Annotated in this window: 19 protein-coding genes; 11 read left to right on the top strand and 8 right to left on the bottom strand. The window is 41.6% G+C overall.

Annotation, left to right across the window (positions count from 1 at the left end):
* Nucleotides 1-12 precede the first annotated feature (12 nt).
* The 3 genes from pstA to V6E90_RS19215 form a co-directional block, all read right to left on the bottom strand.
* The gene (gene pstA, locus V6E90_RS19225) at nucleotides 13-1,407 is read right to left on the bottom strand and encodes a phosphate ABC transporter permease PstA (RefSeq protein ID WP_004652129.1); all 1,395 of its coding nucleotides are present in this window, start codon (nucleotides 1,405-1,407) and stop codon (nucleotides 13-15) included.
* The gene (pstC, locus tag V6E90_RS19220; protein WP_332606215.1) at nucleotides 1,404-2,783 is read right to left on the bottom strand and encodes a phosphate ABC transporter permease subunit PstC; all 1,380 of its coding nucleotides are present in this window, start codon (nucleotides 2,781-2,783) and stop codon (nucleotides 1,404-1,406) included. Before pstC ends, pstA begins: the two co-directional genes overlap by 4 nt.
* 99 nt (nucleotides 2,784-2,882) lie before the next feature.
* Nucleotides 2,883-3,914: a substrate-binding domain-containing protein gene (locus V6E90_RS19215; RefSeq protein ID WP_065343369.1), complete on the bottom strand. Its 1,032-nt coding sequence runs from the start codon at nucleotides 3,912-3,914 to the stop codon at nucleotides 2,883-2,885.
* Nucleotides 3,915-4,269: 355 nt separating this feature from the next.
* Here V6E90_RS19215 and V6E90_RS19210 point away from each other — a divergent pair, with 355 nt between their 5' ends.
* Nucleotides 4,270-4,719 carry an SRPBCC family protein gene (locus V6E90_RS19210; RefSeq protein WP_016541298.1) on the top strand — a complete coding sequence of 150 codons (450 nt, stop codon included), beginning with the start codon at nucleotides 4,270-4,272 and terminating at the stop codon, nucleotides 4,717-4,719.
* Between the two features lie 52 nt (nucleotides 4,720-4,771).
* Here V6E90_RS19210 and V6E90_RS19205 read toward each other — a convergent pair whose 3' ends face one another.
* Nucleotides 4,772-6,154, bottom strand: a complete 1,383-nt coding sequence (locus V6E90_RS19205; protein ID WP_332606228.1) for an amino acid permease — start codon at nucleotides 6,152-6,154, stop codon at nucleotides 4,772-4,774.
* Nucleotides 6,155-6,292: 138 nt separating this feature from the next.
* On the bottom strand, nucleotides 6,293-8,014 hold the full coding sequence (locus V6E90_RS19200; RefSeq protein ID WP_332606214.1) for an alpha-keto acid decarboxylase family protein: 1,722 nt from the start codon (nucleotides 8,012-8,014) through the stop codon (nucleotides 6,293-6,295).
* A gap of 135 nt (nucleotides 8,015-8,149) precedes the next feature.
* Here V6E90_RS19200 and V6E90_RS19195 point away from each other — a divergent pair, with 135 nt between their 5' ends.
* Nucleotides 8,150-8,635 carry an Lrp/AsnC family transcriptional regulator gene (locus V6E90_RS19195; RefSeq protein ID WP_004652123.1) on the top strand — a complete coding sequence of 162 codons (486 nt, stop codon included), beginning with the start codon at nucleotides 8,150-8,152 and terminating at the stop codon, nucleotides 8,633-8,635.
* 72 nt (nucleotides 8,636-8,707) lie between these two features.
* On the opposite strand, the gene V6E90_RS19190 is transcribed toward V6E90_RS19195, so the two are convergent.
* On the bottom strand, nucleotides 8,708-10,138 hold the full coding sequence (locus tag V6E90_RS19190) for an aldehyde dehydrogenase family protein (RefSeq protein ID WP_332606213.1): 1,431 nt from the start codon (nucleotides 10,136-10,138) through the stop codon (nucleotides 8,708-8,710).
* 403 nt (nucleotides 10,139-10,541) lie between these two features.
* Here V6E90_RS19190 and V6E90_RS19185 point away from each other — a divergent pair, with 403 nt between their 5' ends.
* Nucleotides 10,542-11,597, top strand: a complete 1,056-nt coding sequence (locus V6E90_RS19185) for an aromatic ring-hydroxylating dioxygenase subunit alpha (RefSeq protein ID WP_332606212.1) — start codon at nucleotides 10,542-10,544, stop codon at nucleotides 11,595-11,597.
* 88 nt (nucleotides 11,598-11,685) lie between these two features.
* On the opposite strand, the gene V6E90_RS19180 is transcribed toward V6E90_RS19185, so the two are convergent.
* Nucleotides 11,686-13,218, bottom strand: coding sequence for a pyridoxal phosphate-dependent decarboxylase family protein (locus V6E90_RS19180; protein WP_005269954.1), 1,533 nt, complete (start codon nucleotides 13,216-13,218; stop codon nucleotides 11,686-11,688).
* A 3-nt stretch (nucleotides 13,219-13,221) separates the two neighbouring features.
* A complete protein-coding gene (locus V6E90_RS19175) occupies nucleotides 13,222-14,592 on the bottom strand; it encodes a diaminobutyrate--2-oxoglutarate transaminase (RefSeq protein WP_004652118.1) in 1,371 nt (456 codons plus the stop codon).
* A gap of 464 nt (nucleotides 14,593-15,056) precedes the next feature.
* Between V6E90_RS19175 and V6E90_RS19170 the strand changes: the two genes are divergently transcribed.
* From V6E90_RS19170 to V6E90_RS19135, 8 genes are all read left to right on the top strand, one after another.
* Nucleotides 15,057-15,758: an SIMPL domain-containing protein gene (locus V6E90_RS19170; protein WP_332606211.1), complete on the top strand. Its 702-nt coding sequence runs from the start codon at nucleotides 15,057-15,059 to the stop codon at nucleotides 15,756-15,758.
* A 186-nt stretch (nucleotides 15,759-15,944) separates the two neighbouring features.
* Nucleotides 15,945-18,152: a TonB-dependent receptor family protein gene (locus V6E90_RS19165; RefSeq protein WP_332606210.1), complete on the top strand. Its 2,208-nt coding sequence runs from the start codon at nucleotides 15,945-15,947 to the stop codon at nucleotides 18,150-18,152.
* A 240-nt stretch (nucleotides 18,153-18,392) separates the two neighbouring features.
* Nucleotides 18,393-20,573, top strand: a complete 2,181-nt coding sequence (locus V6E90_RS19160) for a TonB-dependent receptor family protein (RefSeq protein ID WP_332606209.1) — start codon at nucleotides 18,393-18,395, stop codon at nucleotides 20,571-20,573.
* A gap of 244 nt (nucleotides 20,574-20,817) precedes the next feature.
* The gene (locus tag V6E90_RS19155; RefSeq protein WP_332606208.1) at nucleotides 20,818-23,442 is read left to right on the top strand and encodes a type VI secretion system Vgr family protein; all 2,625 of its coding nucleotides are present in this window, start codon (nucleotides 20,818-20,820) and stop codon (nucleotides 23,440-23,442) included.
* The gene (locus V6E90_RS19150; RefSeq protein ID WP_332606207.1) at nucleotides 23,443-24,348 is read left to right on the top strand and encodes a DUF4123 domain-containing protein; all 906 of its coding nucleotides are present in this window, start codon (nucleotides 23,443-23,445) and stop codon (nucleotides 24,346-24,348) included.
* Nucleotides 24,349-24,506: 158 nt separating this feature from the next.
* Nucleotides 24,507-24,935 carry a hypothetical protein gene (locus tag V6E90_RS19145; RefSeq protein WP_332606206.1) on the top strand — a complete coding sequence of 143 codons (429 nt, stop codon included), beginning with the start codon at nucleotides 24,507-24,509 and terminating at the stop codon, nucleotides 24,933-24,935.
* Nucleotides 24,936-25,037: 102 nt separating this feature from the next.
* Nucleotides 25,038-25,460: a hypothetical protein gene (locus V6E90_RS19140; protein ID WP_332606205.1), complete on the top strand. Its 423-nt coding sequence runs from the start codon at nucleotides 25,038-25,040 to the stop codon at nucleotides 25,458-25,460.
* A 102-nt stretch (nucleotides 25,461-25,562) separates the two neighbouring features.
* Complete coding sequence (locus tag V6E90_RS19135) at nucleotides 25,563-25,982, top strand: hypothetical protein (protein ID WP_332606204.1); 420 nt, start codon at nucleotides 25,563-25,565, stop codon at nucleotides 25,980-25,982.
* Nucleotides 25,983-25,990: the final 8 nt, after the last annotated feature.

The raw sequence follows: 25,990 nt of genomic DNA, 5'->3' as shown, positions 1-25,990 counted from the left end.
TACTCTCCTCAATTACCAACGCACTTCAAATTTCTTACGGAGCCAAATAGCAAGGCTGTTCAAACCAATCATTAATGCCAGTAACACAATAATCGCTGCTGCGGTACGCCCTTCGAAGAAGTTACGTAATTCATTACCTTGCCACAAATAAACTTGTACTGGCAATGCTGTCGCTTGATCGAGTGGTGTGGTTGGCACACTTGCAACGAAAGCGCTCATTCCGATTAAAAGCAATGGCGCAGTTTCACCCAGCGCATGTGCAACCCCAATGATCGCACCTGTCATAATGCCAGGTAATGCCAAAGGTAATACATGATGGAAAATGGTTTGTACTTTCGATGCACCCAAACCTAAAGCAGCTTGACGAATCGAAGGTGGAACCGCTTTTAGTGATGCACGTGTGGTAATAATCACGGTCGGCAAAGTCATCAAACTCAGTACCAAACCACCGACTAAGGGTGCTGATAATGGCAACTGCATCCAACCAATAAAAATTGCAGCACCCAACAAACCAAACACAATCGAAGGAACAGCAGCCAAGTTGTTAATGTTGACTTCAATAATGTCCGTCATCATATTTTTTGGTGCAAACTCTTCAAGATAAATTGCACTGGCAACACCGATTGGAATCGAGATCACAATCACGATCATCATCATGAATAATGACCCCATGAATGCGCCGGCTAAACCACTGGTTGCAGGTGAACTACGAGAGTCTGGACTAAAGAACAAGTTAGTATTGAAGGTACTTTTAATAATTCCTTCCGCTTTTAACTGATCTGCAAGTTGACGTACTTCAGGTTCAAGTTGCTGCTGATCATCTGGCAAACTACGGTCAATATTCCCTGCTAACCACACGTCTATATTGGCATCGGCTAGGAATTTGATCTCTTCTTTGCTTCCAATCAGCGCAGGGTTTTTAAGCACCATATCACGCAAACGGTATGCTTCAGAACTGGTATATAAACTGCTTAGATAATCACGTTGAGACTCTAATGCTTTGTTTTTAGCAACGATGCCATTTACGATCAAGGCATCCCAATCCACCATACCCATTTCAGTTTGCCAAGCGACCATGCGCTCTTCAAAGTGAGCTGGGGTTTCACCTGCTGTTTGTTTTGGCTTCGCACCGACATTGATGATCGCTGGATCAAAATAAACCGGAACGGTAATACTACTTTGCCAAAAAGCTGGGAGACCTTTGGCCAAAATGCTACCAAATAGTAAAGCAACAAATGCCAGCGCGATCACAACCGCCGAAATCCCAGCAAAGCGAAAGGTTTTTTCTTTACGATGACGCTTGGCCAAAGAACTTTGGATCTTTCTTTTACGCTGCTCACGTTGTTCAGCAGCTACTTGAGGATCCAATAGGTTCGGATCCAGAGGAGATGTATTTGATGAACTCATTCGTATTGCTCACGATATTTACGCACGATGTACAGTGCAATAATGTTTAGACCCAAAGTAATCACAAACAGCGTTAAACCAAGGGCAAATGCCACCAATGCTTGCGGGCTCGCAAAATCAGTATCCCCCGTTAATTGCTTCACAATCGTGACGGTTACGGTTGAAACTGCTTCAAATGGATTGGCATGCAACAATGGACTGTTCCCTGCTGCAAGCACCACAATCATGGTCTCACCCACTGCACGGGATACTGCAAGCAAGAATGCACCTGTAATCCCTGGTAAGGCAGCTGGTAAAACCACTTGACGAATCGTTTCTGATTTCGTTGCGCCTAGGCCCAAAGAACCATCACGTAATGCACGAGGCACTTGAGTAATAATGTCATCAGATAATGAGGAAACGAATGGGATAATCATAATCCCCATTACAAAACCTGCGGTGAGTGCACTGGTCGCATTAATGTTGATACCAACACTTTCACCCACAATTTTAAAGAATGGACCAATCACCATTAAGGCAAATACACCATAAACGATGGTTGGAATCCCTGCTAAAACCTCAATCGTTGGTTTTGCCCAAGAACGCAACCTTGGCGATGCATATTCAGCCAAATAAATCGCAACCAACAAACCAATTGGTACTGCAACCAATAATGCAATACCACTGACCATTAAGGTCCCCCAAATCAGCGGTAAGATGCCGTAGCTACCTTCTGCATTTCCTGAGGTGCTAAAGCCTGGATTCCATTCGGTACCAAAGAAGAAGTCAACTGGACTGACAAAATGGAAAAAGTGTAACGCCTCTTTTAACATCGATAAAACAATACCGATTGTTGTCAAGATTGCGACACCAGAACATAGGATCAAAGCAACATTAATGGTTTTTTCGACTTGGTTACGTGCACGGAATTGTTGGCTCACATGACGCTTTGCCCAAACTAAACCCGCAAGTCCAGCACTAATCACCACTGCAAGTTTTGCAAATGAGCCAATGGTCTGGAATTTAGCAAGTTGTTGTGCTGCTGCAACTTCATATGCTGCTGGCTGATCTGTTACCCCGAAACCAGAAGCAATTGCTTGCACTCGACTGGTTAAAACATCACGACCTGCCGCATCTAAAGTTGAACTCACAGATGCAGGAATATTATTGAAAATAATATGTTGTAAAATACTTGGTTCAACCAAATTCCAAATAATCAAAATTAAAAAAGCAGGAATACCACACCACAAAGCAACCAACGCCCCATAATATCCTGGACGAGAATGTAGTGTTGCTGAGTTATTTCCCTTACCTGCTAGGTTACGGCTTTTGCTCAGCCCGATTTGATATGCAATTGCCACAAGGGCTAATAACACACCGATAAGTAGCAGATTCATGTAATCTCCACTGTTTTCTCAATTTTCATGATTTGAAAAAACTTAGCTAGACAAAAAGGCTGATGATCCAACGTCTCACCAGCCTCCCTTTTAACAATATTACTTAACTGATTTACCCGCTTTGAAATCAGCTAGGATTTTTGCGCGCTCTTTGTCGCTTAAAGGAATCAAGCCCGCTTTTTCTAATTTAGAACCTTTACCAGAAATTTTCTTGTTTAAGAAGAATTCTGTGAATTGTGGTAAGCCTTTGATTGATTTCAAGTGCTCGCCTTTCACGTAGAAGAACAATGGACGTGAAACAAGGTAGCTACCATCGAGTACAGTTTTCTCTGATGGCGTCACGCCATTTACAGTCGCTACACGTAATTTATCACGGTTTGAATCATAGAAACCTAGACCAAATACACCGACTGCATTTGGAGACGTTTTCAAGCGAGCTAGAGTTTCAGTATAGTCACCCGCAATTTCAATCACACGACCATCTTTACGGAAGGTTGAACATGCTTTCTTTTGATCATCTTTGCTTAAAGCTTTGTAGTAATCAAATGCTTCACAACCGGCATCAACCATCTTCTCTTGGAAAACTTCACGCGTACCGTGGTTAGAAGCAGGAATAACTAAAGTGATCGGCTCATTTGGTAATGATTTATCAATTTGGTTCCAAGTTGTATATGGGTTTGGAACTAATTTACCATTTGAAGGAAGCTGTGCAGATAATGCAGTGAATACATGTACTGGTTTTAATTTATATGCCGCTTTTTTAACATTTGATGCAAATACGATACCGTCATAACCGACTTTAATTTCTTGTACTTGGTTTACGCCAGATTTTTTACATGCATCAAGTTCTGTGTCTTTAATTTGACGTGAAGCATTTGCGATGTCGATGGTGTTATCACCTACACCTTGACAGAATTGTTTCAAACCACCGCCCGTACCACCTGAACCAACAACCGGTGCTTTGAACTGTGGGAATGTGTTGCCAAACTCTTCAGCAACAATACTTGCAAACGGTAATACAGTAGATGAACCAGCAATTTGAATCGTATCACGAGCTGCATTTGCAGTCGTTGCTACAGTTGCCCCAGATACAGCTAATGCAATTGCGATGTGACGTGGATTTAAGCGCATTCTGTTTTCTCTCATTTATGCAATTTGGTTTACAACTCTTTTTAAGTTAAGTGTTGTACTTTGGTTAACTGCATTTTGAGCAGATAATATGACAATTAAGTGACAACTTTATGACGCTTTTGTGATAGCCATTTCTTAAGCTCAATTTTTAGAAAATTATTCGTCATAAATTCACATGTTCTGCTTTATTTTTGCAGCTCGAAACTCGGTTAGTGTAAAAAGATAACGTTTAAATATTGAATTTTATGGATTTAAAAAGAACAGCTGCTGATTCTGCTTAACAAAAAGTATCTTGGGCAGCGCAGCCAGTTTATATATGTTTTATGACAATTCCCTATCAAAAAGAACAGATATAATGCTAAATCCTGTCATCATTGAAACACAAATGCTGATTCGTAAACCAATCCATAGCGTTTTTGAAGCATTTATTGATCCTGAAATCACCTCAAAGTTTTGGTTTAGTTCAGCAACGGCGTCACTCGAACAAGGAAAAACCGTTGAATGGACTTGGGAAAAATACCAAGTTTCAGCAAAAGTACAGGTGACAAAAATCATTGCCAATGAATTGATTCAGATTCAGTGGGGTGAACCAACCAGTACGGTGGATTTTATCTTTGAAGCGATCAATGACAATCAAACTTATCTCAGAATTCAAAATTATAATATCCCCTTACAAGGCGATGAGCTGATGCAATTTGTGATTGATAGTACAGGTGGCTTTACCACGGTCGTGGATAGTTTGAAAGCCTATTTAGAACATGGAATTCAACTCCATCTGGTTCAGGACAAATTTCCACCCTTCTAGGTCAATACAGCATTGATGTAATAAAAAAGGCACATTGCTGTGCCTTTTTTATTTAAAGATTGGACTGTGCTTCGGGCAGAACCAGCATTTTTTTACGATATTTAAAGACATACATCATCGCTAAAATCGCCAGCCAGATCGGTCCGAGAATCACAGCCAGACGCATATCAGGGGTCATCGCCATAATAATCAAAATAAAGCAGACAAAGCTGATGGTGAGATAATTACTCCATGGACTCCAGATACTTTTAAATTTGGTCTGATGTTGTTTCAGGCGCATTGCTTTATTAAATTTCAAATGGGTGACGGAAATCATTAACCAGTTAATCACCAGTGCCGCAACCACCAGCATCATGAATAACTGAAAGGCCTCACCCGGAATTAAGTAGTTGACCAACACACATACCGCCGTAACCGAAGCAGAGACAATCGCCGCAGCAACAGGAATTCCACGCGCATTCACTTTTTTCAATAGCGCAGGTGCATTACCCTGTTCGGCCAAACCATGCAACATGCGACTATTACAATAAATACAACTGTTATAAACAGAAACTGCTGCAATCAACACCACGAAATTGAGCACATTGGCAACGCCGTTACTGTTCAAAGACTGAAAGATCAACACAAAAGGACTGCCCCCTTCTGCCACCATATTCCATGGATAAAGACACAGTAAAATCCCGATTGCACCGATATAGAAAATCAAAATACGGTACACAATCTGATTGACGGCTTTCGGAATGGTGGTTTCAGGATTTTTGGTTTCTGCGGCGGCAATCCCGATCAGTTCAAGCCCACCAAAGGCAAACATGATCACTGCAAGTGCCATAATAAAGCCATGCGTGCCATGTGGAAAAAAGCCACCGTGTTGCCATAAATTGGCAATACCCGCCTGTGGACCTGCAGAGCCAGAAAGCAATAAATAAGCACCAAAACCGATCATACTTAAAATCGCGACGATCTTAATGCAGGAAAACAAAAACTCAGATTCACCAAAGAATCTCACATTGACCAGATTAATCGCATTAATCAACACAAAGAACACCAAGGCGGTCAGCCAAGTGGGCACATCTGGCCACCAAAATTGAATAAAGGTCCCGATGGCGCTCAGTTCAGCCATACTGACCAACACATACAGCACCCAATAATTCCAGCCCGACATAAAGCCTGCCATACGGCCCCAGTATTTATTGGCAAAATAACTAAATGAACCACTCACAGGTTCTTCAACCACCATTTCTCCTAAATGGCGCATAATTAAAAAAGCAATCACACCAGCAATCGCATAACCCAATAAAATAGAGGGCCCTGCCAGTTTAATGGTTTGCGACAGACCCAAAAATAATCCTGTACCAATCGCACCACCAAGCGCAATCAGCTGGATATGCCGATTGGACAATCCTTGTTTTAACTCATGTTTATTGTTTACATCCATCATGTTATCTCCAATGTGTGTGTCACATCCTGTACACCTTTTTATACAGCGCATGATTCGAAGCTCAGCATGAAGCTCCGAATCTGATTCGCTCTCTTATCAATTTTTAAAGTTGAAGATTTTCCTATTTCCTTCTGATCAGAAGGAAATCGCTTTTTTACACGGCGATACTTGGGCACGCTGTTTTAAGATTTCATAGCCTCGGTCGCCGTAATCAAAACGGGCAATCACCGATGCAAACTTTTTCAAGCTGGCTGGAGCATCCATGGCTGGGAGTTTAAGCTCAATAAAGGTCAATCCGTCGAATTGAAGCGTGTTGTCCAAGACCACTTTTAATTGTCCTGCGGTTTCTACCACACAGCTTTTATAGTCCTGGCTACCATTGAATACTTGTGGAATCTCACTATATTTCCAGTCCTGAACATCGTTATAGGCCGCATTTTCGCCCATGATCAAACGTTCAATGGTATAGCCCCCATTATTGAGTAAGAAAATAATTGGCTTGAGACCATGACGGATAATAGTCGAAAGTTCCTGTACGGTGAGCTGGAATGAACCATCACCAATAAATAGGATTTGACGGCGTTCAGGTGCGGCCAACAAACTGCCTAATAAAGCAGGTAAGGTATAACCAATTGAACCCCAGAGCGGTTGAGCAATATATTTTGCCGTTGCCGGTAGTTTTAGCCCCGCCAAGGCTGAGTTAGAAGTCCCGACTTCACCGATAATCACATCATCTTCTTTGAGAAAACGTTCAACGTAGTTCCAAAGGATGTCTTGACTGAGTTTTTGCTGTTCAGGCGCATTGATTATTTGTTGCGCTTGCTTCTCAATGATCGGTTGACTCAGTTTCCGTGGTGCAACTTTTTTATTCAACTCAACCAGGAGTTGTCCAATCTCAATCCCTGGAAAATCTTGACCGAAAATCGTCAAACCATACGGTTTCATTTCAATATAGTTCTCAGTGGCGATTTGATGAGTAAACACCCCTGTTCCGACATCGGTAAAACGCACACCGACACCAATCAGACAGTCTGATTGCTCAATGGTATTGCGCACATGTACTTGGCTCGCCCCACCGACATAAGTGCCCACATAGCGCGGTGAACCTTCATCCATAATATTCTTAGCCGTCAGCATGCTGGCAAAGGGAATCGAACATTTTTGTGACAAATCACTGAGCAACGATGTCACTCCAAAAACAGAGGCTTCATTATCAATCAGCAACGCTGGTCGTTTGGCTTGTGCAATCACTTCGCACAGTTTGCTGACTGCGCTTTGCAACAGCTCTGGCTCAACCCTTGGATAAGATAAATCGAGTGAACGATCTGTCACTTCAATTTTGACGTGAGTAATATCCGATGCCAACTGGATATGTACAGGTCGACGTTCAAGGAAACATTGACGTAACACACGGTCAATTTCAGAGGCGGCATTGGCTGGGGTTAGACGGGTCTGTGCAACAGTGAACTCTTTCATGCAGTTCATGATGTTGTCGTAGTTACCATCTACCAGCGTGTGATGAACCAGAGTTCCTTTCTGCACCACATGTAAAGGCGGAATCCCTGAAATATGCACCACTGGTACATTCTCAGCATAAGCACCTGCAATGCCATTAATCGCACTTAAATCACCGACCCCATAGGTCGTTGTCAAAGCAGCAAAGCCGTTGATCCGTGCATAACCGTCAGCCGCATAAGCCGCATTTAATTCATTACAATTACCAATAAATTCGAGTTGGGCATCTGCCTCAACTTGTTCGAGATAAGAAAGGTTAAAATCACCAGGTACACCAAACAGATGTTGGATACCCATTTGTTTTAGACGAAGATTTAAAAAATCACCGATTTCTATGAACATTGCTCTACATCCTTTCAAGTCAATTTTTTATTCCATAGAAAAATAATATTTCATCTACCTGTTAAATTTCGTGCATAATAAAAACGCATTTTAATAAAAATACAATATTTGTGTATCATAAAAGGATTTTATGCAATGGATAAGTTCGACTGGCAAATCATTCAGGCCTTACAAAAGAATGGACGGCTCACCAATCAGGAAGTTGGAGATTTAATCGGTTTATCAGCTTCACAATGTTCCAGAAGACGACAGTTACTGGAGCAAAAAGGCGTGATCTTGGGTTATGCCGCCCGCATCCACCAACAAGCTTTAGGCCTGGAGGTCACCGCAATGATTCACATTAACTTACGCATTCACGAGGCCAAGTCACAGCAAGCCTTTCAGGACTTAATTGAAGCTGAGGACAATATTCAAGATGCTTTTTCAATTAGCGGCGATGCTGATTTTATTTTAAAAGTCGTCGCAGAAAATCTGGAACAGCTGTCCCAATTCGTCACAGAGCGACTACTGTCTTATGGTTTTATTGGTCACATAAAATCTTACATTGTGTTAAAAAAAATCAAAGAACAGAATCACTTTCTCAGCAAATCCAAGGGTCACAGCTACCATCCAGCCACATAAACCTCGTTTTAAGCAGCACCATGCATAAAAAGAAAAAGGCGGATATTAGATCCGCCTTAAAAATATGAAGGTTTAAATTTTATTGATATGTACAGTTTGTCCTACTGTATTTTCCAGCAAACCCTCCAAACCGAACTCAGCACCAAGGCCTGACATTTTCCAGCCACCAAACGGTGCATGTGGAACAATCTCTGCATGGGTATTCACCCATGCTGTACCGCATTGCAATTGCGATGCATAGAACTGTGCGGCTTTTAAATCAGAAGACCAGATTGAACCCCCTAAGCCAAATTCGCTGGCATTGGCGCGTGCAATCGCATCATCAATCTCACGATATTTTAGAATCGGTAACACTGGGCCAAACTGCTCCTCTTGTACCACTCGGCAGCTTTCATCCAGTCCAGTTAAAATGGTTGGTGCAATAAAATAGCCTTGCTCAGGTATAATCTGATCCCCTGACAACGCCTTGGCACCTTGTGCAAGTGCATCGGCAATTAAGGCTTTTACTTTTTGATATTGCATCTGGTTTTGTACGGGCCCAAAAGTAGTCTCTGCTACCATGCCATCTCCAACATTTTGGGCATTGGCAATATCAGCCAGTTTTTGTGCTAGCGCGTCATATTGGCTTTCGTGCACATATAAACGTTTTAAAGCAGCACAGGTTTGCCCAGCATTTAAAAATGCCACGTTAAAAATTCGCTTGGCTATTTGATCAAGATCAGCATCAGGTAAAACAATCCCCGCATCATTGCCACCCAGCTCTAAGGTCAAGTGTTTTAAAGTTTTTACCGCACCCGACATAATGTGCTGACCAGTCTTGGTCGAGCCTGTAAAAACCACCTTGGCAATATCAGGGTGAGTCGATAATGCCTCACCGACGTCGCCTTTACCGACTAAGATTGAAATCACACCCGCAGGCACTTCTTGTTGAATAATTTCACAGAGTTTTAACGTCGCTAAGGGGGTAAATTCAGATGGTTTATTAATCACCACATTGCCCGCACGCAAGGCAGGCATGATATGCCACACCGCAATCATCAACGGCCAGTTCCACGGCGTAATCGAAGCCACCACACCTAAAGGCTGATAATGACGTTCAATTCGTTTCTGTTCACTATCTTCAATAATATCAATCGGCATGTCTAAACTTGCGGTATAACGTGTCCAGCCAATCGCACCCTGCACTTCCATTTGTGCCAATGCCAATGGTTTGCCTTGCTCAAGTACAATCAACTCTGCCAAAGTTTCAGCATGTTGCTCAATCCCATCGGCAATCTTATTCAGTATGCTTTTGCGCTCCTCATGAGAACTGTGTTGCCAGCTTCCAAAAGCTTGCTTTGCCGCCGCAATCGCTTGATTCACTTGTGCAATCGAAGCCTGCGCACACTTTGCTGCAACAGCAGCTGTTGCAGGATTGATAATCTCAAGTTCGCCTGCTTCACCGAGACAAGATTGACCGTTAATAATCAGTTTAAATTGGTTTTGCATATTCAAGTGTTGCATGCCTTGTTCCTTCTATTCATTGTAATCATGATGTTTTGCCTGATCCGACCTCAGCTCTGGGTCTCAAGTGCAAAAGTGATGACATCTATCCATCAAAATATTGAGCATCTATCACTACAATATGGAATTTGTGCATCACAGTTTATGCATAATTATTTCTGATTTAGATTAAAGATGCACAGTTTGTGCAGAACAGCGACAATTTTCTACCTTCTCATCATAAAAAACCATCCAACAGGCTCTGGACAGAATGCAACTAAACAGCAAGCCAAATGCATGCCTTTATGTAATACCATCTCAGCTTCTGCGTTCTAAAAGTTACAACACTTCATTCAATTAATTGAAATTTCTTAGAACAACTGGCTTCGCTATATTCAATACAAATGCGCCAGAAGATAAGAAGATGAACAGCAAAGTGATTACAACGTTTAAGCATACGGATTTACCTGTACACATGACATTTTCAGAGCATGATTGGCAGCTGCTTGCTCAGCACTGGTATCCGATTGCGCTCGCCCGTGATATTTCAGAACAGCCAACAGCAGCCATGTTGCTGGATATGCCACTGGTGATTTACAAAATGGGAGATGAACTGATTGTTGCAAAAGATGTTTGCCCACATCGCGGGGTTCCTCTTAGCTTAGGCCGTCATGACGGGCAAGGCATTGTGTGTCGCTACCACGGATTACGCTTTGGACATGCGGGCAAATGTAATCGCATTCCAGCACATCCACAGCATAAAATCTCTGAACGCTTTGATCTAACAACCTACGCCGCCACTGAAAAGTATGGACTGATATGGTGTTGCTTAGCAGCTCGCCCGAATGAGCAACCCGTTATTCCTAACATGCCCTACTGGGAGGATGCAGACTACCAACAACTGGTATGCCCCTTTGTCGATTTAAATTGTTTTGCGGGTCGGCAACTCGAAGGATTTATTGATGTTGCCCATTTTGCGTGGGTACATCCTGATAGTTTTGGTGACCCTGATGATGTTGAAGTACCAGACTATAGCACCACAGAAACCAGTTATGGCTTCGATGCAGATTATATCAGCAGTGTCGGACGCTATCCGATTGGCACAGTGCAACGTGGGCAGGACAATTTCAACTGGCTCAGACATTTTGAAATCAGTCTGCCTTTTACGGCAACACTGACCATCCATTTTCCGAATCAAAGCAAGCAGGTGATCATGAATGCGGCCTCTCCTGTAAGCGCGCGACAAACTCGGTTATTTGCACCAATCTGCCGTAATTATGACAAGGATTTACCTGTTGAGGATGCTTATGCATTTAATTTACAGATTTTTGAAGAAGATCGACTGATTGTCGAAACCCAGAAACCTGAATATCTCCCCCTGGATTTATCGATGGAAGCACATTTTCCAGCAGACCGTAGCTCAAGTATGTATCGCCGACTCTTAAGAAAAATGGGATTCAATCCAATTTTTGCGGCCTAGTCTATGCTTAAATTCAATTTTAATAGGCAATAAAAAAGAGGTCTATTCAAGACCTCTTTTTTAGTTTGATGCGTCTACCAAATTGAAATTAATCAATCGCTGGAACATAAGTTCCTGCAGCAATTGCATCTTTAATACGATCAGCTTCTGCCAACACAAGTGCAAGCAAGTTTTGAACATTTTCAAGCGTTGCAACTGGGCTTAAAGTGGTCATCTTCAATGATTGAACATTACCGACTTTGGTTACACCAATATTCGCCTCACCACGAGCAAACAGTTCATCTGCCACGTTTTGGTTCAAGCTATCGATAAATTCAGCCGGATAAGCTTCTGGTACCACACGGAACAGGACTGAAGCGAATTGTGGTTCAACCAACAATTCAAGACCCGCTGTTGCTTTAATATAATCTGCAACTTCACGTGTTAGTTTTACACCATGGTCAATCATCGAACCATAAAGCTCTTCGCCTAATGCTTCAACCGTCATCCATAATTTCAATGCATCAAAACGACGTGTCGTTTGTAATGATTTAGACACGAGGTTAGGTACACCGTGTTCTTCGTCATACGCAGAGTTTAAATATTCTGCTTCATAATGCATAAAGCGATAGTTTGCTTCGTCTTTCAACAAGAAAGCGCCACAGCTAATGCTTTGGAAATAATGCTTATGGAAGTCAAGCGTGATTGAGTCTGATAATTCAATTCCATCTAACATTGCACGATGGTCATTTGAAAGAATCAGTGCACCGCCCCAAGCTGCATCAATATGCATCCATGAACCATACTTCGTGGTAATTTCACGGATTTTCTTGAGTGGATCAATCGCACCAGCATCTGTCGTACCTGCAGTTGCAACAACACAGGCTACGATTTTGCCTTCAGACTGAAGATGCGCCATGGTTTTTTCCAGTGCATCAACATCCATCTGTGCATTTTCATTCACAGGAACAGTGACAACAGACTGGAAGCCCATCCCCATCATCGCCATGTTCTTTTGCACAGAGAAATGTGCATTTTCAGAACAAATGACTTTGACGTTCTTCATTGCTTCTGCTGGAATACCATCACGCTGAACCGACCATGGCTTACCATTTTCGTCTTTCCAGTTTTTCGAGATGCACCAGTCACGTGCCAGCAATACACCCATCAAGTTTGACTGTGTACCGCCAGACGTGAACACACCTGCTTGACCTGCACCATAGCCCACTTTTTGGCGAAGCCAATCAATGAGTTGCACTTCCATCAAAGAACCCGCTGGGCTTTGATCCCATGAGTCCATCGACTGGTTGGTTGCATTGATCAACACTTCCGCAATCTGGCTCATCACCATAGTTGGGCAGTGTAAGTGTGCAAGTGAATGTGGGTGATGTACTTTTAAGCTTTTATTGAGGAAAAGCTCAACCATACGTTGTAATGATTGCTGTACACCTAAACCTTGTTTTGAAGGTGCAAAAGAGATTGCTTCGCGCAAATCTTTAATGCTACCACCAGTGTACATTTTATCATTTTGCAACCATGCTGAAACGGCAGTTACCGCCTCGCCCATTGCTGACTGATAGTCAGCAATAGATTGAGCATCATTGCAGAGTAACGCTTTACGATGTTCTGCAAAATCAACCATGAATTAGCCTCGTACTGCTTTTAATGCTTCAGCAACAGCTTTCTTGAAGCGAGCAACCGCCTCTACGCATTCTTCTTGATTGATAATCAACGGGCAAAGTAAACGGATAACGGTACCGTTACGACCACCTTTTTCAAGCAATAATTTATTGTTGAAACAAGCCGTCTGAATTGCAGCAGCCAATTGAGCGTCCGCAGGTAATGAACCCATATGGTCCGCAGGTTTACGCTCGTCAACGATCTCTACACCGATCATCAAACCACGACCACGTACGTTACCAATACATGGGAATTCTTGCGCAAGTTTCTTGAACTCAGCTTGTAAGAAATCACCACGCTCTTGCGCATTTTGAGCAAGGTTTTGTTCTTTGATCACTTGAAGTGATGCTAAACCTGTACCCATCGCAAGTTGGTTACCACGGAAAGTACCCGTGTGACCCGCAGGCTGCCAAGCATCAAACTTACGTTTAATACCTAATACTGCAAGTGGTAAGCTACCACCGACCGCTTTAGACATCACTACAACATCAGGCTCGATTCCAGCATGTTCAAAGGCAAACATTTTACCTGAACGTGCAAAACCAGCTTGAACTTCGTCCAAGATTAAAACGATGTTGTGCTTTTCAGTCACTTCACGGATTTTTTGCAACCATTTTACTGGTGCAGTAACAACACCACCTTCACCTTGAATCGCTTCAAGGATCACAGCTGCAGGCTTAGTTACACCACTTTCAACATCTTCGATGAAGTTTTCAAAGAAGTAAGTTAAAGCGTCAACACCTGCTTCCCCACCTAAACCAAGTGGGCAACGATATTCATGTGGGTATGGCATAAATTGCACGCCTGGCATTAAGCCATTGACCGCATTCTTCGCTGACAGGTTACCTGTCATTGCAAGCGCGCCGTGCGTCATACCATGGTAGCCACCAGAGAAACTAATCACTGTGCTACGACCCGTATAAGTTTTCGCTAATTTAATCGCTGCTTCTGTACCATCTGCACCAGATGGACCACAGAATTGTAGGCAATATTCTTCTTGACCGCCTGGCAAATAAGCCAAAAGCGCTTCAGTAAACGCATCTTTTAAAGGAGTCGTTAAGTCTAAAGTATGCAATGGCAAACCGCTTGCCAATGTGTCTTGAATACTTTGAATCACCGCAGGATGATTATGGCCCAAAGCCAATGTTCCTGCCCCAGCTAAACAATCAAGGTACTCTGTACCTTCAACATCAGTAACCCAACAGCCTTGTGCTTTTGCTATCGCTAACGGTAATTTACGTGGATAACTACGAACATTCGATTCCATCTGACTTTGGCGAGTCAGATAATATTCGTTAGTTGCATTAGCGGCAGGATTTACGGAAGTAACGCTCATATCGAATTACCATCTCTGATATGGGTAAAAGAAATAAGTCTGGTGACTTGCGGTCGTTTGACTCGGTGCTTTTTAGAATCTAGTGCAGACACTTGTTTATATCTTTCAACTAGGAGCGAGATGATACCTAATTTTGAAATAAAATAAACACTTTTTGTGTCTTACATGCATCTAAATTATTGAAAAAATATTTCATTCCAATAACTATGATGGATTATCATCATACTATGTGACAAGCTAAAGAAAGTAAGCTTTTTTTAATCCCGCCTGCGTTTTTAGATAAATGGTCAAATTACCCCAGCTAATAAACTGATTTTTAATATCTTTTGTTTTATTTTTCTGTTGCAAAACACTGCTAATCTCTTACAAAGTCACCACAAAATATGCAGAAGTTCCCCATCAGTTCTTTTTAATATCGAACTGGTAAAAATAAATTTTCGATATCAAATTCTAAGGACATTTTTATGCGTACTTTAGCACTTGCTACATTAATGATCGGGGCAGCATTGAGCCCAAGCCTTTTTGCTCACGAGACGGAGAACTTGAACTACAACATCGTCAATATCCAAGCGGATGCCTCACGACAGGTTGCCAATGATGAAATGCGTGCCGTTCTGTTTGTTGAGAAAAGTCATAAACAACCTGCTGAACTCTCTAATCAGATCAACCAGCTGATGAATCAAGCACAAGCGATTGCACGTAAATATTCACAGGTCAAAGTCGAAACAGGTGCCCAAAGTACTTACCCAGTGTATGACAATGACAGCAATAAATTGAAAGAATGGCGTGCTCGCGCGGAAATCCAGCTGGAAAGTAAAGACTTTAAAGCCGCAAGCCAGTTGATCAGCGAATTACAGCAAAGTTTCCAGACCCAGTCGATTAATTTCACCGTATCGGATGAGCAACGTAAAAAAGTTGAAAATGAGCTGATGATCGAAGCATCAAAAAACTTTCAACAACGTGCACAAGCCATCACCCAAGCATGGAATAAAGGCCAATATAACCTTGTCAGTTTAAATCTGAATACCAGCAACTACTTCCCGCAACCAATGATGCGCGGTGGCATGGCCAAGTTTGCCATGGCTGAAGCAGCCCCTGCTCAGGATATGGCAGCAGGTGAATCAAAAATCACGGTCAGTGCCAATGGTTCAATCCAATTTAAATAATAGCTCTGACAACAATAAAAAACCGTGCTCAAGCACGGTTTTTTATTGTTTGAAATAGCCAAAAATATCTTGAGTAAAAAAACAATTAACTTAACTCATTTCATAGTTATAAGTGATAATGGTTCTTATTTCATTCGATGCAATAACTGATTAATATTCGGGAAATTTACAGTATTGACCACAGTTATGAAAATTACATCTCGTTCTGCTGCTTCATTAATACAGTTCCGGCCTTCCTCTCTCAGTCTTGCCATCACCATTTCATTACTTGGGTTATCTCAAGCTGTTTTTGCCGATGAAGCACAACCCGCTGAAACGCAAACGCTTGCAACGATTTCCATTCAGGCACAAGGCAATTGGCTGGACAATGCCAATGCTGAAAAAGTTCAACAACATGCAGGCGCACGCAGCATTATCGACCGCAAACGTTTGGATGAGGTTGCCACGACTTCTATTCGTGATGCTTTAAAACAAATTCCCGGAGTGCAAGTCCAAGACAGCAATGGTACGGGTGGCAGTGATGTTTCTTTAAATATTGGGGTACGCGGGCTTACCTCACGCCTCTCCCCACGTTCTACCGTTCTCATGGATGGTGTACCGCTCTCATTCGCGCCTTATGGTCAGCCACAATTATCTTTAGCGCCAGTATCAATGGGTAATATTGACTCTGTAGACGTGGTGCGTGGTGCAGGTTCAGTTCGCTTTGGGCCACAAAATGTCGGTGGGATTATCAACTTTGCAACACGGGCAATCCCCAAAGAATTTTCAGGTTCAGTCGGTTTAACCACTGAGTTTGCAACGGGGACAGACCAACTCAAGTACACACCGAATCTGTTTATTGGCGGCACACTCGATAATGGTTTAGGGCTGGCCTTACTGTATTCAGGCAGCAAAGGAGATGGCTATCGAGAAGCCAACAATAAAATTGACATTGATGATGTTATGTTAAAAACCGCCTACCAATGGACCGATCAGGATGCGATTGCCGTCAATCTACATCATTATGAAGGCCGTGGTGAAATGCCTGAAGGTTTAACGGCAGCACAATTTGCAGATAATCCGTACCAATCCAATCAAAGTCGTAACTATTTTGCCGGTCGCCGTTCCGATATTTCTGTGAAATATAGCCATAAAGATGAATTGAATAACTTTGAACTATTGGGTTACTACGTTGACTCTTTTCGTACCAGCGACTTAGAGTCCATTGGTAATAAAGGCACCAATACACTCAGTAACTCACCACGTGATTATAATTATTTCGGCATTGAACCACGTTATTCACGTGCCTACAGTTGGGCAGGTATGGATAATGAAGTGACTGTTGGCTATCGTTATTTACAGGAAGAAAGTTCTGAGTTCTCAGGACGCACAGCTTCTTACAACACTCTCACAGGGACACCCGGTGAACGTATCGCCAACACCACCAGTGACGGCGGTACCAAAGCGCACGCCATTTATATCGACAACCGTTTTGGCCTCGCGAATTGGGTGATTACGCCTGGCGTTCGGTTTGAATCGATTGATACGCACAATGATTTCACAGCTTATCAAGATGGTACCGCCACCAATACAGTTCACCCAAAAATCAAGTCAGAAGAATTCTTGCCGAGCCTATCGGTGCTGTATAAAGCCAATGAGAACTGGAATATATTTGCCAATGCAGGTGTGTCATTTGGCCCACAGCAATATAACCAGTTAGTAACCGTTGACAAGAAGACCAATATTGCTTCTACCACGCTTGATGGATTACATCCTGAAAAATCTAAGAACTATGAAATCGGAACCAAGTATTTAGGCAATGGTCTAAGTGCTGAATTGACGGTGTTTTATTTAGATTTTGATAAAGAACTGATGTTAGAACGTCCTGATGCAATTGGGACTGGAATTTGGACAAACTTGGGTGCAACCAGCCATAAAGGTGTTGAAACTGGACTCAGTTATGATTTCGGTCAACTCGCTGATGCACTAGAGGGACTCAAGGTCTACGGAAATTACACCTTTACCAAAGCAACTTCTGAAGCTGGTAAGTTTGAAGGCAAAGACTTGCCTTTTTATTCACGCCACGTGGGAAACCTTGGTTTAGCCTATCAAGTTGATCAATGGTCAGTGAATGCAGATATGTTTGCACAATCAAAACAACATGCGCCGGGTTCAGGTGATGTTTATCAAACCCAAGAAACTGCAGATGGTCGCACGGGTGATATTCCGGGTTACTCAACCTTTGCCGTACGCACAGGCTATGACTTTAGTAATCAGCTCAAAGGCTTAAAAATAGCGGGTGGGATAAAGAATGTGTTTGACAAGCAATACTATACCCGCTCATCTGACTCTACAGGGGGTAAATATGTGGGTCAACCGCGGACCTTGTTCCTGCAAACTTCATATGATTTCTAAATATCAAACGCCGAACGTTTAAGTTCGGCGTTTTTATCTCTTTTGCAGTGGATAATACCCCAAACCAACAACCTTAATTAAATCAACACGTTTATTCAGTCTATCTCGCTACATTTCTCTCTTAGCAAAAAAAATTATATCTTTTATGTAATAATTGAATTAATTTTAACTAAACAATAGCTATAAATGAGAATTATAATCAATTAATATAGCGGCGCAAAATAACTCCTCCAATTTCAGATGCTCGGCAATCAACTTATGAAGTGTTCGTTTTCTCATCCTGTTGCTTTTTCAAAATTTAAACCCTCTACCCTAAGCTGTGCTATCACAGCACTGATCAGCTGCGTTGCTACGACAACATTTGCAGATGACAGCCAAAGCAATACCATACAAACACTGGCAACCATTTCCATCCAAGCTGAGGGCAACTGGTTAGAACAAGCCAATGCCAAAAAAGTGCTCAACCACCCTGGCGCTCGTACTGTAGTTGATCAACAAAGTTTGGAAGCACGCGGCACAACCTCAGTGAAAGAAGCGTTGCGTACCGTTCCCGGTGTTCAGGTCTCTGAGAACTCAGGCACCTCTGGCAGCGATGCATCTTTAAGTATTGGTGTTCGTGGTCTGACCTCAAGATTTTCACCCCGTTCGCAATTGATGATCGATGGTGTACCTTTAGCGGTAGCACCCTATGGACAACCCCAACTTTCATTAGCCCCAACGACTTTAGGCAATATGGAGTCGATTGATGTAGTTCGTGGTGCAGGCTCCGTCCGCTTTGGGCCGCAAAACGTTGGTGGAATTATCAATTTTAATACACGCAGCATTCCAGAAAATTTCGCAGCCAGTATTGGCATGACCACAGAAGTGGCTGAAAATGGCAACTTAAAAGTCAATCCCAATCTTTTTGTTGGCACAACGTTAGACAATGGCCTCGGTCTTGCTTTGCTCTACTCTGGGGTGAATGGCGATGGATATCGCGATCAAAACGACTATGCCAATATCAATGATCTACGGTTAAAAGCCCGCTATGCCTTAGATGATTATTCAAGCATTGAAGCAAATCTACATCGTTATGAAGCCAAGGTCGATATGCCTGGCGGTTTAACCCCTGCACAGTATGCGCAAAACCCATATCAGTCTTTACGCAACCATGACTATATGGAAGGCAATCGTAATGACATCTCACTCAAATATAATTATAAAAAAGACAACAATGCCTTTGAGGTCCTCGCCTACCACCTCGACAGTTATCGTGATGCAGGTGTAGAACGCAGCGGTTCTAGCCTCTATCAAACTGCCCCACGTGATTATAAAGTGACCGCCATTGAACCGCGTTATTCACATGCATTTCAGTTGGGCGATACGCTGAATGAAGTGTCTGTCGGTTATCGTTATTTAAAAGAAACGAGCAGTGAATCCGTTGATCGCGCCAATTATAACCGTAACACAGGCCCAACTGATTTTTATGGCTGGACCAAAGCGGATGGCGACACCGAAGCGCATGCCGTCTATGTCGATAACCGTACCGATTTAGGCGCATGGTCCTTCACACCTGGGGTTCGTTTCGAGCGAATTAAAACCAATGAAAACATGTATAAGTTAAACCGTGACTATTCAGTTCTGAATGGCGTAAATGCCAGCAAGTCCTATGACGCTGTGCTGCCAAGCTTTGCGGTGATGTACAAAGCCAATGATCAATGGAATATCTTTGCCAACTATGGCAAATCATTTGCACCACTGCAATATAGTCAAATGGTCAATACCGATGGCAAGAAGGGAGCTGTTTTGACTATGGATGGTTTAAATCCTGAAAAAGCAGATAATTATGAAATCGGCACCCATTATCTGGACGATTATTTATCACTTGAATTCACCCTGTTCTATATTGATTTCGCCGATCAGCTCAAGCGAGATGATGCCACACAAACCTATTCAAATTTGGGTGCAACCAAACATAAAGGTGCTGAACTCGGCTTTAAATATAATCTAGGCGCAATCAATGATACGCTAGCCAATATCTCAATGTATGCCAATACCACCTATACCAAAGCAACCGCATCAGCAGGTCAAGATTCAGGTAATGAACTGGATTTCTATTCAAACTGGATCGGCAATGCTGGGGTTGATTACAAACGTGATCAATGGACCTTCAACACCAATCTCTATGCGCAGTCGCGTCAAACTGCCTCAGGAAATAACAATGATGGTACGGGTCGTTATGGCAATATTCCGGGCTACGGTATCGTTGGTGTTCGTGCCGCTTATGACTTTGCTGATACCTCTCTATCAGGCTTAAAAGTTGGCTTAGGTGTGAAAAACCTATTCAATCATGACTATTACACCCGTTCCGCAGATCAGGTAGGCGGCATCTACGTGGGTCCTTCTCGTACCTACTATTTACAAACCTCGTTTGATTTTTAATTCGATAGAGCCGAACTTAAAAGTTCGGCTTTTTTACATCATTGAAATGATCTATCGCATTGGTTCATTTAGAACATCAGAATAAGGCAACAATTAAATAAATCACAAAAAATATTTACTTAGAGATAGGTTTATCCTTTCTTACATAACTTTTAATCTAAATGAAACAAAATGAAAACAGTTTAGAATTGTAACAGACAGGTCTTTCTGTTAAGTTTTGCCGATCAATAATAAGGCAATAATAATGTTGAATAATATCTTTAACGTCTTAGATAAATTAGGCGTTGGCACTCAAAAACGTGCGATGAGTATGCGGTTTTCAAATACAGCTCTAAATACTCAAATCATGCTGCAACGCCTAGAGGGTTATCATGGCATTAATGATGGATTATCTGTAGAACTGATCTGTTTATCGACTAACCCTTATATTGAACTCAAACAATTTATTGGATGCCAAGTTGCTGTAGATCAAGTGACAGATTCAGGCCAGCTGTTTAGAACCACGGGGATTATTACAGGCGCAAGCCAAGGGCAAAGCGATGGTGCCTTGAGTCTTTATCGACTGACGATGCAGGACGCGACCAGCTTATGGCATAAAAGACGCAACAGCCGTGTATTTATGAATAAAAGTGCGGTGGAGATTTGTGAAATCATTTTTAAGGAATGGCAAAGTAAAAGCCCATTATTTGCAGCTGGTCTTAAATTAGATAGCAGTGGTTTAAGCAAAAACTACGATATTCGTCCTTTCTCAATGCAATCGAATGAAAGTGATTATGCCTATTTAACCAGAATTTTACGCGAAGAGTCGATTAACTTTTTAATTGATGAATCGAATTATATTGTCTCAAGTAATAGCCAAAGTATCGAGCCACAAAAATTACGTTTAATTGATGATAATGCACAATTTAAGGCGCTTGAACGTCGAAGCATTCGCTATCATCGCTCTCATGCCACAGAGCAGGCTGATAGTATTACCAGCTTTATTGCACAACGCCAATTGCAACCCACCGCGATTCATGTACAGCGCTGGCAGGCGGACAGTTTAAGCCAAGAAGATGCCAGTGGTTCAGTGATCAGTTCACATCAGCACAGTGCTCAGCGAGATAATGAAAGTTTAAGTCTGGAACAAGCATGGAGTATTTCACCAGCTTGGATTAGTGATCTAAAAGGAGAAGATCAGGCCACGGCATCAGGAAATAACCAACTAGATAAACTCAATAAACAGCTGAACCAATATCAGGCCTTACAAGCAAAATATTTTACTGCGCATAGTAGTGTGCGGGATACACAGGTTGGCTATTGGTTTCTGTTAAATGAGCACCCTGAACTTGAAAAAAATCACCAAGAAGATAAAGCGTTCTTAATCCTAAGCAAGCATTTTTATAACCAGAATAACCTTCCTAAAGAGATTAAAGAGCAAGTTGAAAAACTATTAAGTCTCAGTCATTGGGCGATCAGTAAAGACAGTGAACAAGAACGCCAAGCCAATGAATTGATGCTGGTACGTCGAACGATTGCTATTGTGCCTGAATATGATCCATTGACTCACCGTCCGACCGCACATGTCCAACGTGCTAAAGTGGTGAGTGATGGTGAAGAAATCCATGTCGATGAATGGGGGCGGATCAAGGTCCGTTTTCTATTTACCCGTACAGAAGATCATGCGCATGATGGTGGTGCAGGATCGAATGACAGTGATACGGATTCGGCATGGGTGGATGTGCTCACCCCTTGGGCGGGTGAAGGTTATGGTGCGCGCTTCTTACCACGTAAAGATGAGATCGTGGTGATTGACTTCTTTGATGGCAATATCGACCGTCCCTTTGTGACTGGTCGCATCCATGAAGCACAGCGTTCACCGACTAAATTTGATCTTAAAGGCCAGCTTCCCGATACCAAAAAACTCAGTGGAATTCGTTCCAAAGAAGTTGGTGGCGAAGGCTATAACCAATTGAGGTTTGACGATACCACAGGACAAATCAGTGCCCAGTTACACAGCAGTCATGGTGCAACCCAACTGAACCTAGGCAATTTAAGTCATCCTAAAGACAAGCCTGAAAGTGAAGGTCGTGGCGAAGGTTTTGAACTCAGAACCGATCATGCAGGTGCTATTAGAAGTAAAGGACTCTATATCTCAACATTTGTCCAAGACAAAGCAACTGATATACATTTAGAGGCAAAAGAAGCCGTCCAAAACTTCACGGAAAGTTTGGATAGTATGAAAGCTCTTTCCGAATATGCAGTTAAACAGAAAGCTGAAGCTGCAGATATGCTTGCGAATATCGATCAATATATTAAAACTATTGAATCACAATGGTCTGATTTAAAAGCAACGAAAGATGCCCTAATGCTCTTGGCATCACCAGAAAGCATATCGTTAGTTTCAGGAAAAGATGTTCATATCAATGCTTTGGACAGTATTACTATGGGTGCTGGCCAATCAGTCAATGTCAGTACAGATGAACACCTTATCTTGAATGCCAAGAAAAAAGTCAGTGTTTTTGCTGGTGAAGAAGACCTAAAAATTTATGCAGCAAAAGGTAAATTTGATCTACAGTCACAAGACAATGTATTGGATGTTGCTGCGCGACTAGACGTCAAAATAACCTCCTCTGAAGGTAAAGTAGAAATTCATAGCCCGACCGAAATTGTATTTAAAGCAAAAGACAGCGCCTTAAAAATTAATGGTGATGGCGTCACTGTGATTACCCCAAATAAATTTACCGCCAAAGCTAGTCAGCACCTATTTACAGCTGGTGCAAGTGAAAGTCCTACGCTCCCATTGTTCCCGAATAATATTTGCTGGGAATGCCTCGCTCGACGGGCCGCACAACGTGGTGCTTTTATTAATAAAGGAGATGGAATGTAAATGCTGAATAATCAAAGTCTCCAAATCTTATTTAAAACATTTGAAAAGTATCCACTAGATCAGGTTGGATTAAACATTTATGCATTGGCCGATTCGGCGCAGGATAAAAAATTCTTAAAAGTTTTAGAGCACTTAAGGCAAAAATGCCTTTTGAAAGAAGCAAGTGGTGAAAAGGCGAGAGAAATCTCTCCACATTTACTGCAATTACCAAAAGACTTTACTGCACACGAATGGGAGTGGATAGAAAAGAAGATTGCTGGCACAACCAAAATGACGATTATTATCACTCCCCTGTCATTTGATTATTTATACCAACACTTACGCCATTTTTTAGATGTCGAATTCGACGGCGGCCTAGAAATGATGTTGGCTTTTTGGGATCCGCTAATCTTAGCAACTTTGCTTGGTCACAAAGCAGATACAACATTATATGTACCAGGCCCTGTACTTAATCCGCAACAAATTGAAGCTTTACTCAAACCACTTCAAAGTTGGTGGTACTGGGATCGTTCAGGCAACTTGCAAGGCATATTTGGGTTAAATGAGCGAGTTGAAGTACTTCCACTTGTAGAAACGCCACTACAGTTTTCAGTTGATCAAGAAGAAATGATGGTCGAAGCAACCTTTCCTGACAATCTGATTTATTACCTCAAACTCAATAACTCGTTTTTAGTCGATAAAATTGATGATGAAACATTATATCAGCTGGTGGTTAAGAGTATTCCTGAAGCAAGGGCTTATGATCTTTCTGGTACCCGTGATATTTTAAATTTCATCTGTTTAAAGCTGATTTATAAAGATCAATTTGAATCAAACCATGATTTACAGTATCAATTGATTCATTTGAAAGATAAAAAGTTCACAATGGATCAAGTCATGAATAACGTAATGGCAAAAACGGCCTAATACAATTTCAGTTATTTTTTAGGCCTTATTAGAATGGATCGAAATAGATTACCAAGAGAGAGAAAATGAATCACAAAGTATTATTTTTTACACTTATCATTATATCTTCGATGTTATCTGGTTGTATCGGCAACTGGGCATATGGACAAATTTAAGTCATGACACCGGTTGATCATAAAAAAGGAGTTTTAATACTTGTGCTTACCTTTGGATTAATTGGCTGTACTAGCATTGGACCAAATGCAACCTATTATATGGGAACAACCTCTTTTCATTATGATCCAAGTTATAACGCTTATATGGTCAAGCTTAATGGACATGAAATTGGTGGCGGCTTTGGAGGTGGCATGAATACCTCTCCTGTCAAAATTGGTCCACAAGAAATTACATGGGAGGAATCCAATAGTTATAAACTTCATCAAGCAAAAAACCAAGTAACTTTAACTAAAGAAGACTTAAATGGAATGAAGTACTTAGCAGTTCATCTCTATCCAGATGATACAGTTGAAGTTACGACATCTAACAATTGGCCAAATCCAACTGAAAAAGGGGTTAAACAGCTCAATCAATTAAAAAATAATAGATAGTGAGTTTATATAAATTTCTCAGGAATAATTAAAGCTATTTAATCCATATAAATCAAATACGTTTATATAGATTAAGTATTTTAAAGTAAGGAAGGAATTCCCATGAATCTAAAGAAGCTACTCCTCCTCCCGATCAGCTTAGTTGTTAGTGCTGCAGGTTGTGCAGGGATTGGACCAAATGCAACATATTCTATGGCTACTACCTCATTTAAATATGATCCAACTTATGTAAGCTACATGGTTGAATTAAATAATCATGAAATAGGAGCTGGTTTTGGTAGTGGAATGAATACATCGCTTGTAAAAGTTGGACCACAAACTATTACATGGAAGGATGCAAAAACAGGTGAACTCCACTCTGCTAAAAATCAAGTAATCATTATAAAAGAGCAATTAAAAGGTAAGAAATATTTAGCGGCACATTTATATCCAGATGATACTGTAGAAATTACGACATCTAACAACTGGCCAAATCCAACCCCCAAAGGCCTAAAATGGCAAGATGAAATGAGAAAGAATAAGTAATGGAGCTAAATAATTTTTAAGAAAATGATTAAAGCTATTTAACCCATATAAATTAGACATGTTTATATAGATTAAATATTTTAAAGAAAACAAGGAACTATCATGAATCTAAAGAAGCTATTCCTCCTCCCTATCAGCTTAGTTTTTAGTGCCGCAGGTTGTGCAGGTATTGGACCAAATGCAACCTATAATATGGGAACGACTTCATTTCATTATGATCCTTCATATAGCCCTTATATGGTAAAATTAAACGGAAGTGAAATAGGTGGCGGTGGTGGTGGAATGAATACATCGCTTGTAAAAGTTGGACCACAGACTATTACATGGAAAGATGCAAAAACAGGTGAACTCCACTCTGCTAAAAATCAAGTAATTATTACGAAAGAGCAATTAAAAGGTAAGAAATATTTAGCGGCACATTTATATCCAGATGATACAGTAGAAATTACCACGTCAAACAATTGGCCAAATCCAACCGAAAAGGGGCTAAAATGGCAAGAAGACATGAGAAATAATAAGTAATGGGGTTT

It is taken from the genome of Acinetobacter sp. ESBL14, from assembly GCF_036668815.1.
GTDB lineage: Bacteria > Pseudomonadota > Gammaproteobacteria > Pseudomonadales > Moraxellaceae > Acinetobacter > Acinetobacter gyllenbergii.
This window is presented reverse-complemented; position numbering and strand designations above follow the sequence as displayed.

Excerpts from the sequence above, each read along its gene's own strand:
- V6E90_RS19160 (WP_332606209.1), top strand. The coding sequence starts at position 18,393 with ATGCTCGGCAATCAACTTATGAAGTGTTCGTTTTCTCATCCTGTTGCT.
- V6E90_RS19200 (WP_332606214.1), bottom strand. The coding sequence starts at position 8,014 with ATGTTCATAGAAATCGGTGATTTTTTAAATCTTCGTCTAAAACAAATG.
- V6E90_RS19155 (WP_332606208.1), top strand. The coding sequence starts at position 20,818 with ATGTTGAATAATATCTTTAACGTCTTAGATAAATTAGGCGTTGGCACT.
- V6E90_RS19190 (WP_332606213.1), bottom strand. The coding sequence starts at position 10,138 with ATGCAACACTTGAATATGCAAAACCAATTTAAACTGATTATTAACGGT.
- V6E90_RS19215 (WP_065343369.1), bottom strand. The coding sequence starts at position 3,914 with ATGCGCTTAAATCCACGTCACATCGCAATTGCATTAGCTGTATCTGGG.
- V6E90_RS19205 (WP_332606228.1), bottom strand. The coding sequence starts at position 6,154 with ATGGATGTAAACAATAAACATGAGTTAAAACAAGGATTGTCCAATCGG.
- V6E90_RS19210 (WP_016541298.1), top strand. The coding sequence starts at position 4,270 with ATGCTAAATCCTGTCATCATTGAAACACAAATGCTGATTCGTAAACCA.
- V6E90_RS19140 (WP_332606205.1), top strand. The coding sequence starts at position 25,038 with ATGAATCTAAAGAAGCTACTCCTCCTCCCGATCAGCTTAGTTGTTAGT.
- V6E90_RS19145 (WP_332606206.1), top strand. The coding sequence starts at position 24,507 with ATGACACCGGTTGATCATAAAAAAGGAGTTTTAATACTTGTGCTTACC.
- V6E90_RS19170 (WP_332606211.1), top strand. The coding sequence starts at position 15,057 with ATGCGTACTTTAGCACTTGCTACATTAATGATCGGGGCAGCATTGAGC.
- pstA (WP_004652129.1), bottom strand. The coding sequence starts at position 1,407 with ATGAGTTCATCAAATACATCTCCTCTGGATCCGAACCTATTGGATCCT.
- V6E90_RS19165 (WP_332606210.1), top strand. The coding sequence starts at position 15,945 with ATGAAAATTACATCTCGTTCTGCTGCTTCATTAATACAGTTCCGGCCT.
- V6E90_RS19175 (WP_004652118.1), bottom strand. The coding sequence starts at position 14,592 with ATGAGCGTTACTTCCGTAAATCCTGCCGCTAATGCAACTAACGAATAT.
- V6E90_RS19150 (WP_332606207.1), top strand. The coding sequence starts at position 23,443 with ATGCTGAATAATCAAAGTCTCCAAATCTTATTTAAAACATTTGAAAAG.
- V6E90_RS19135 (WP_332606204.1), top strand. The coding sequence starts at position 25,563 with ATGAATCTAAAGAAGCTATTCCTCCTCCCTATCAGCTTAGTTTTTAGT.
- V6E90_RS19185 (WP_332606212.1), top strand. The coding sequence starts at position 10,542 with ATGAACAGCAAAGTGATTACAACGTTTAAGCATACGGATTTACCTGTA.
- pstC (WP_332606215.1), bottom strand. The coding sequence starts at position 2,783 with ATGAATCTGCTACTTATCGGTGTGTTATTAGCCCTTGTGGCAATTGCA.
- V6E90_RS19180 (WP_005269954.1), bottom strand. The coding sequence starts at position 13,218 with ATGGTTGATTTTGCAGAACATCGTAAAGCGTTACTCTGCAATGATGCT.
- V6E90_RS19195 (WP_004652123.1), top strand. The coding sequence starts at position 8,150 with ATGGATAAGTTCGACTGGCAAATCATTCAGGCCTTACAAAAGAATGGA.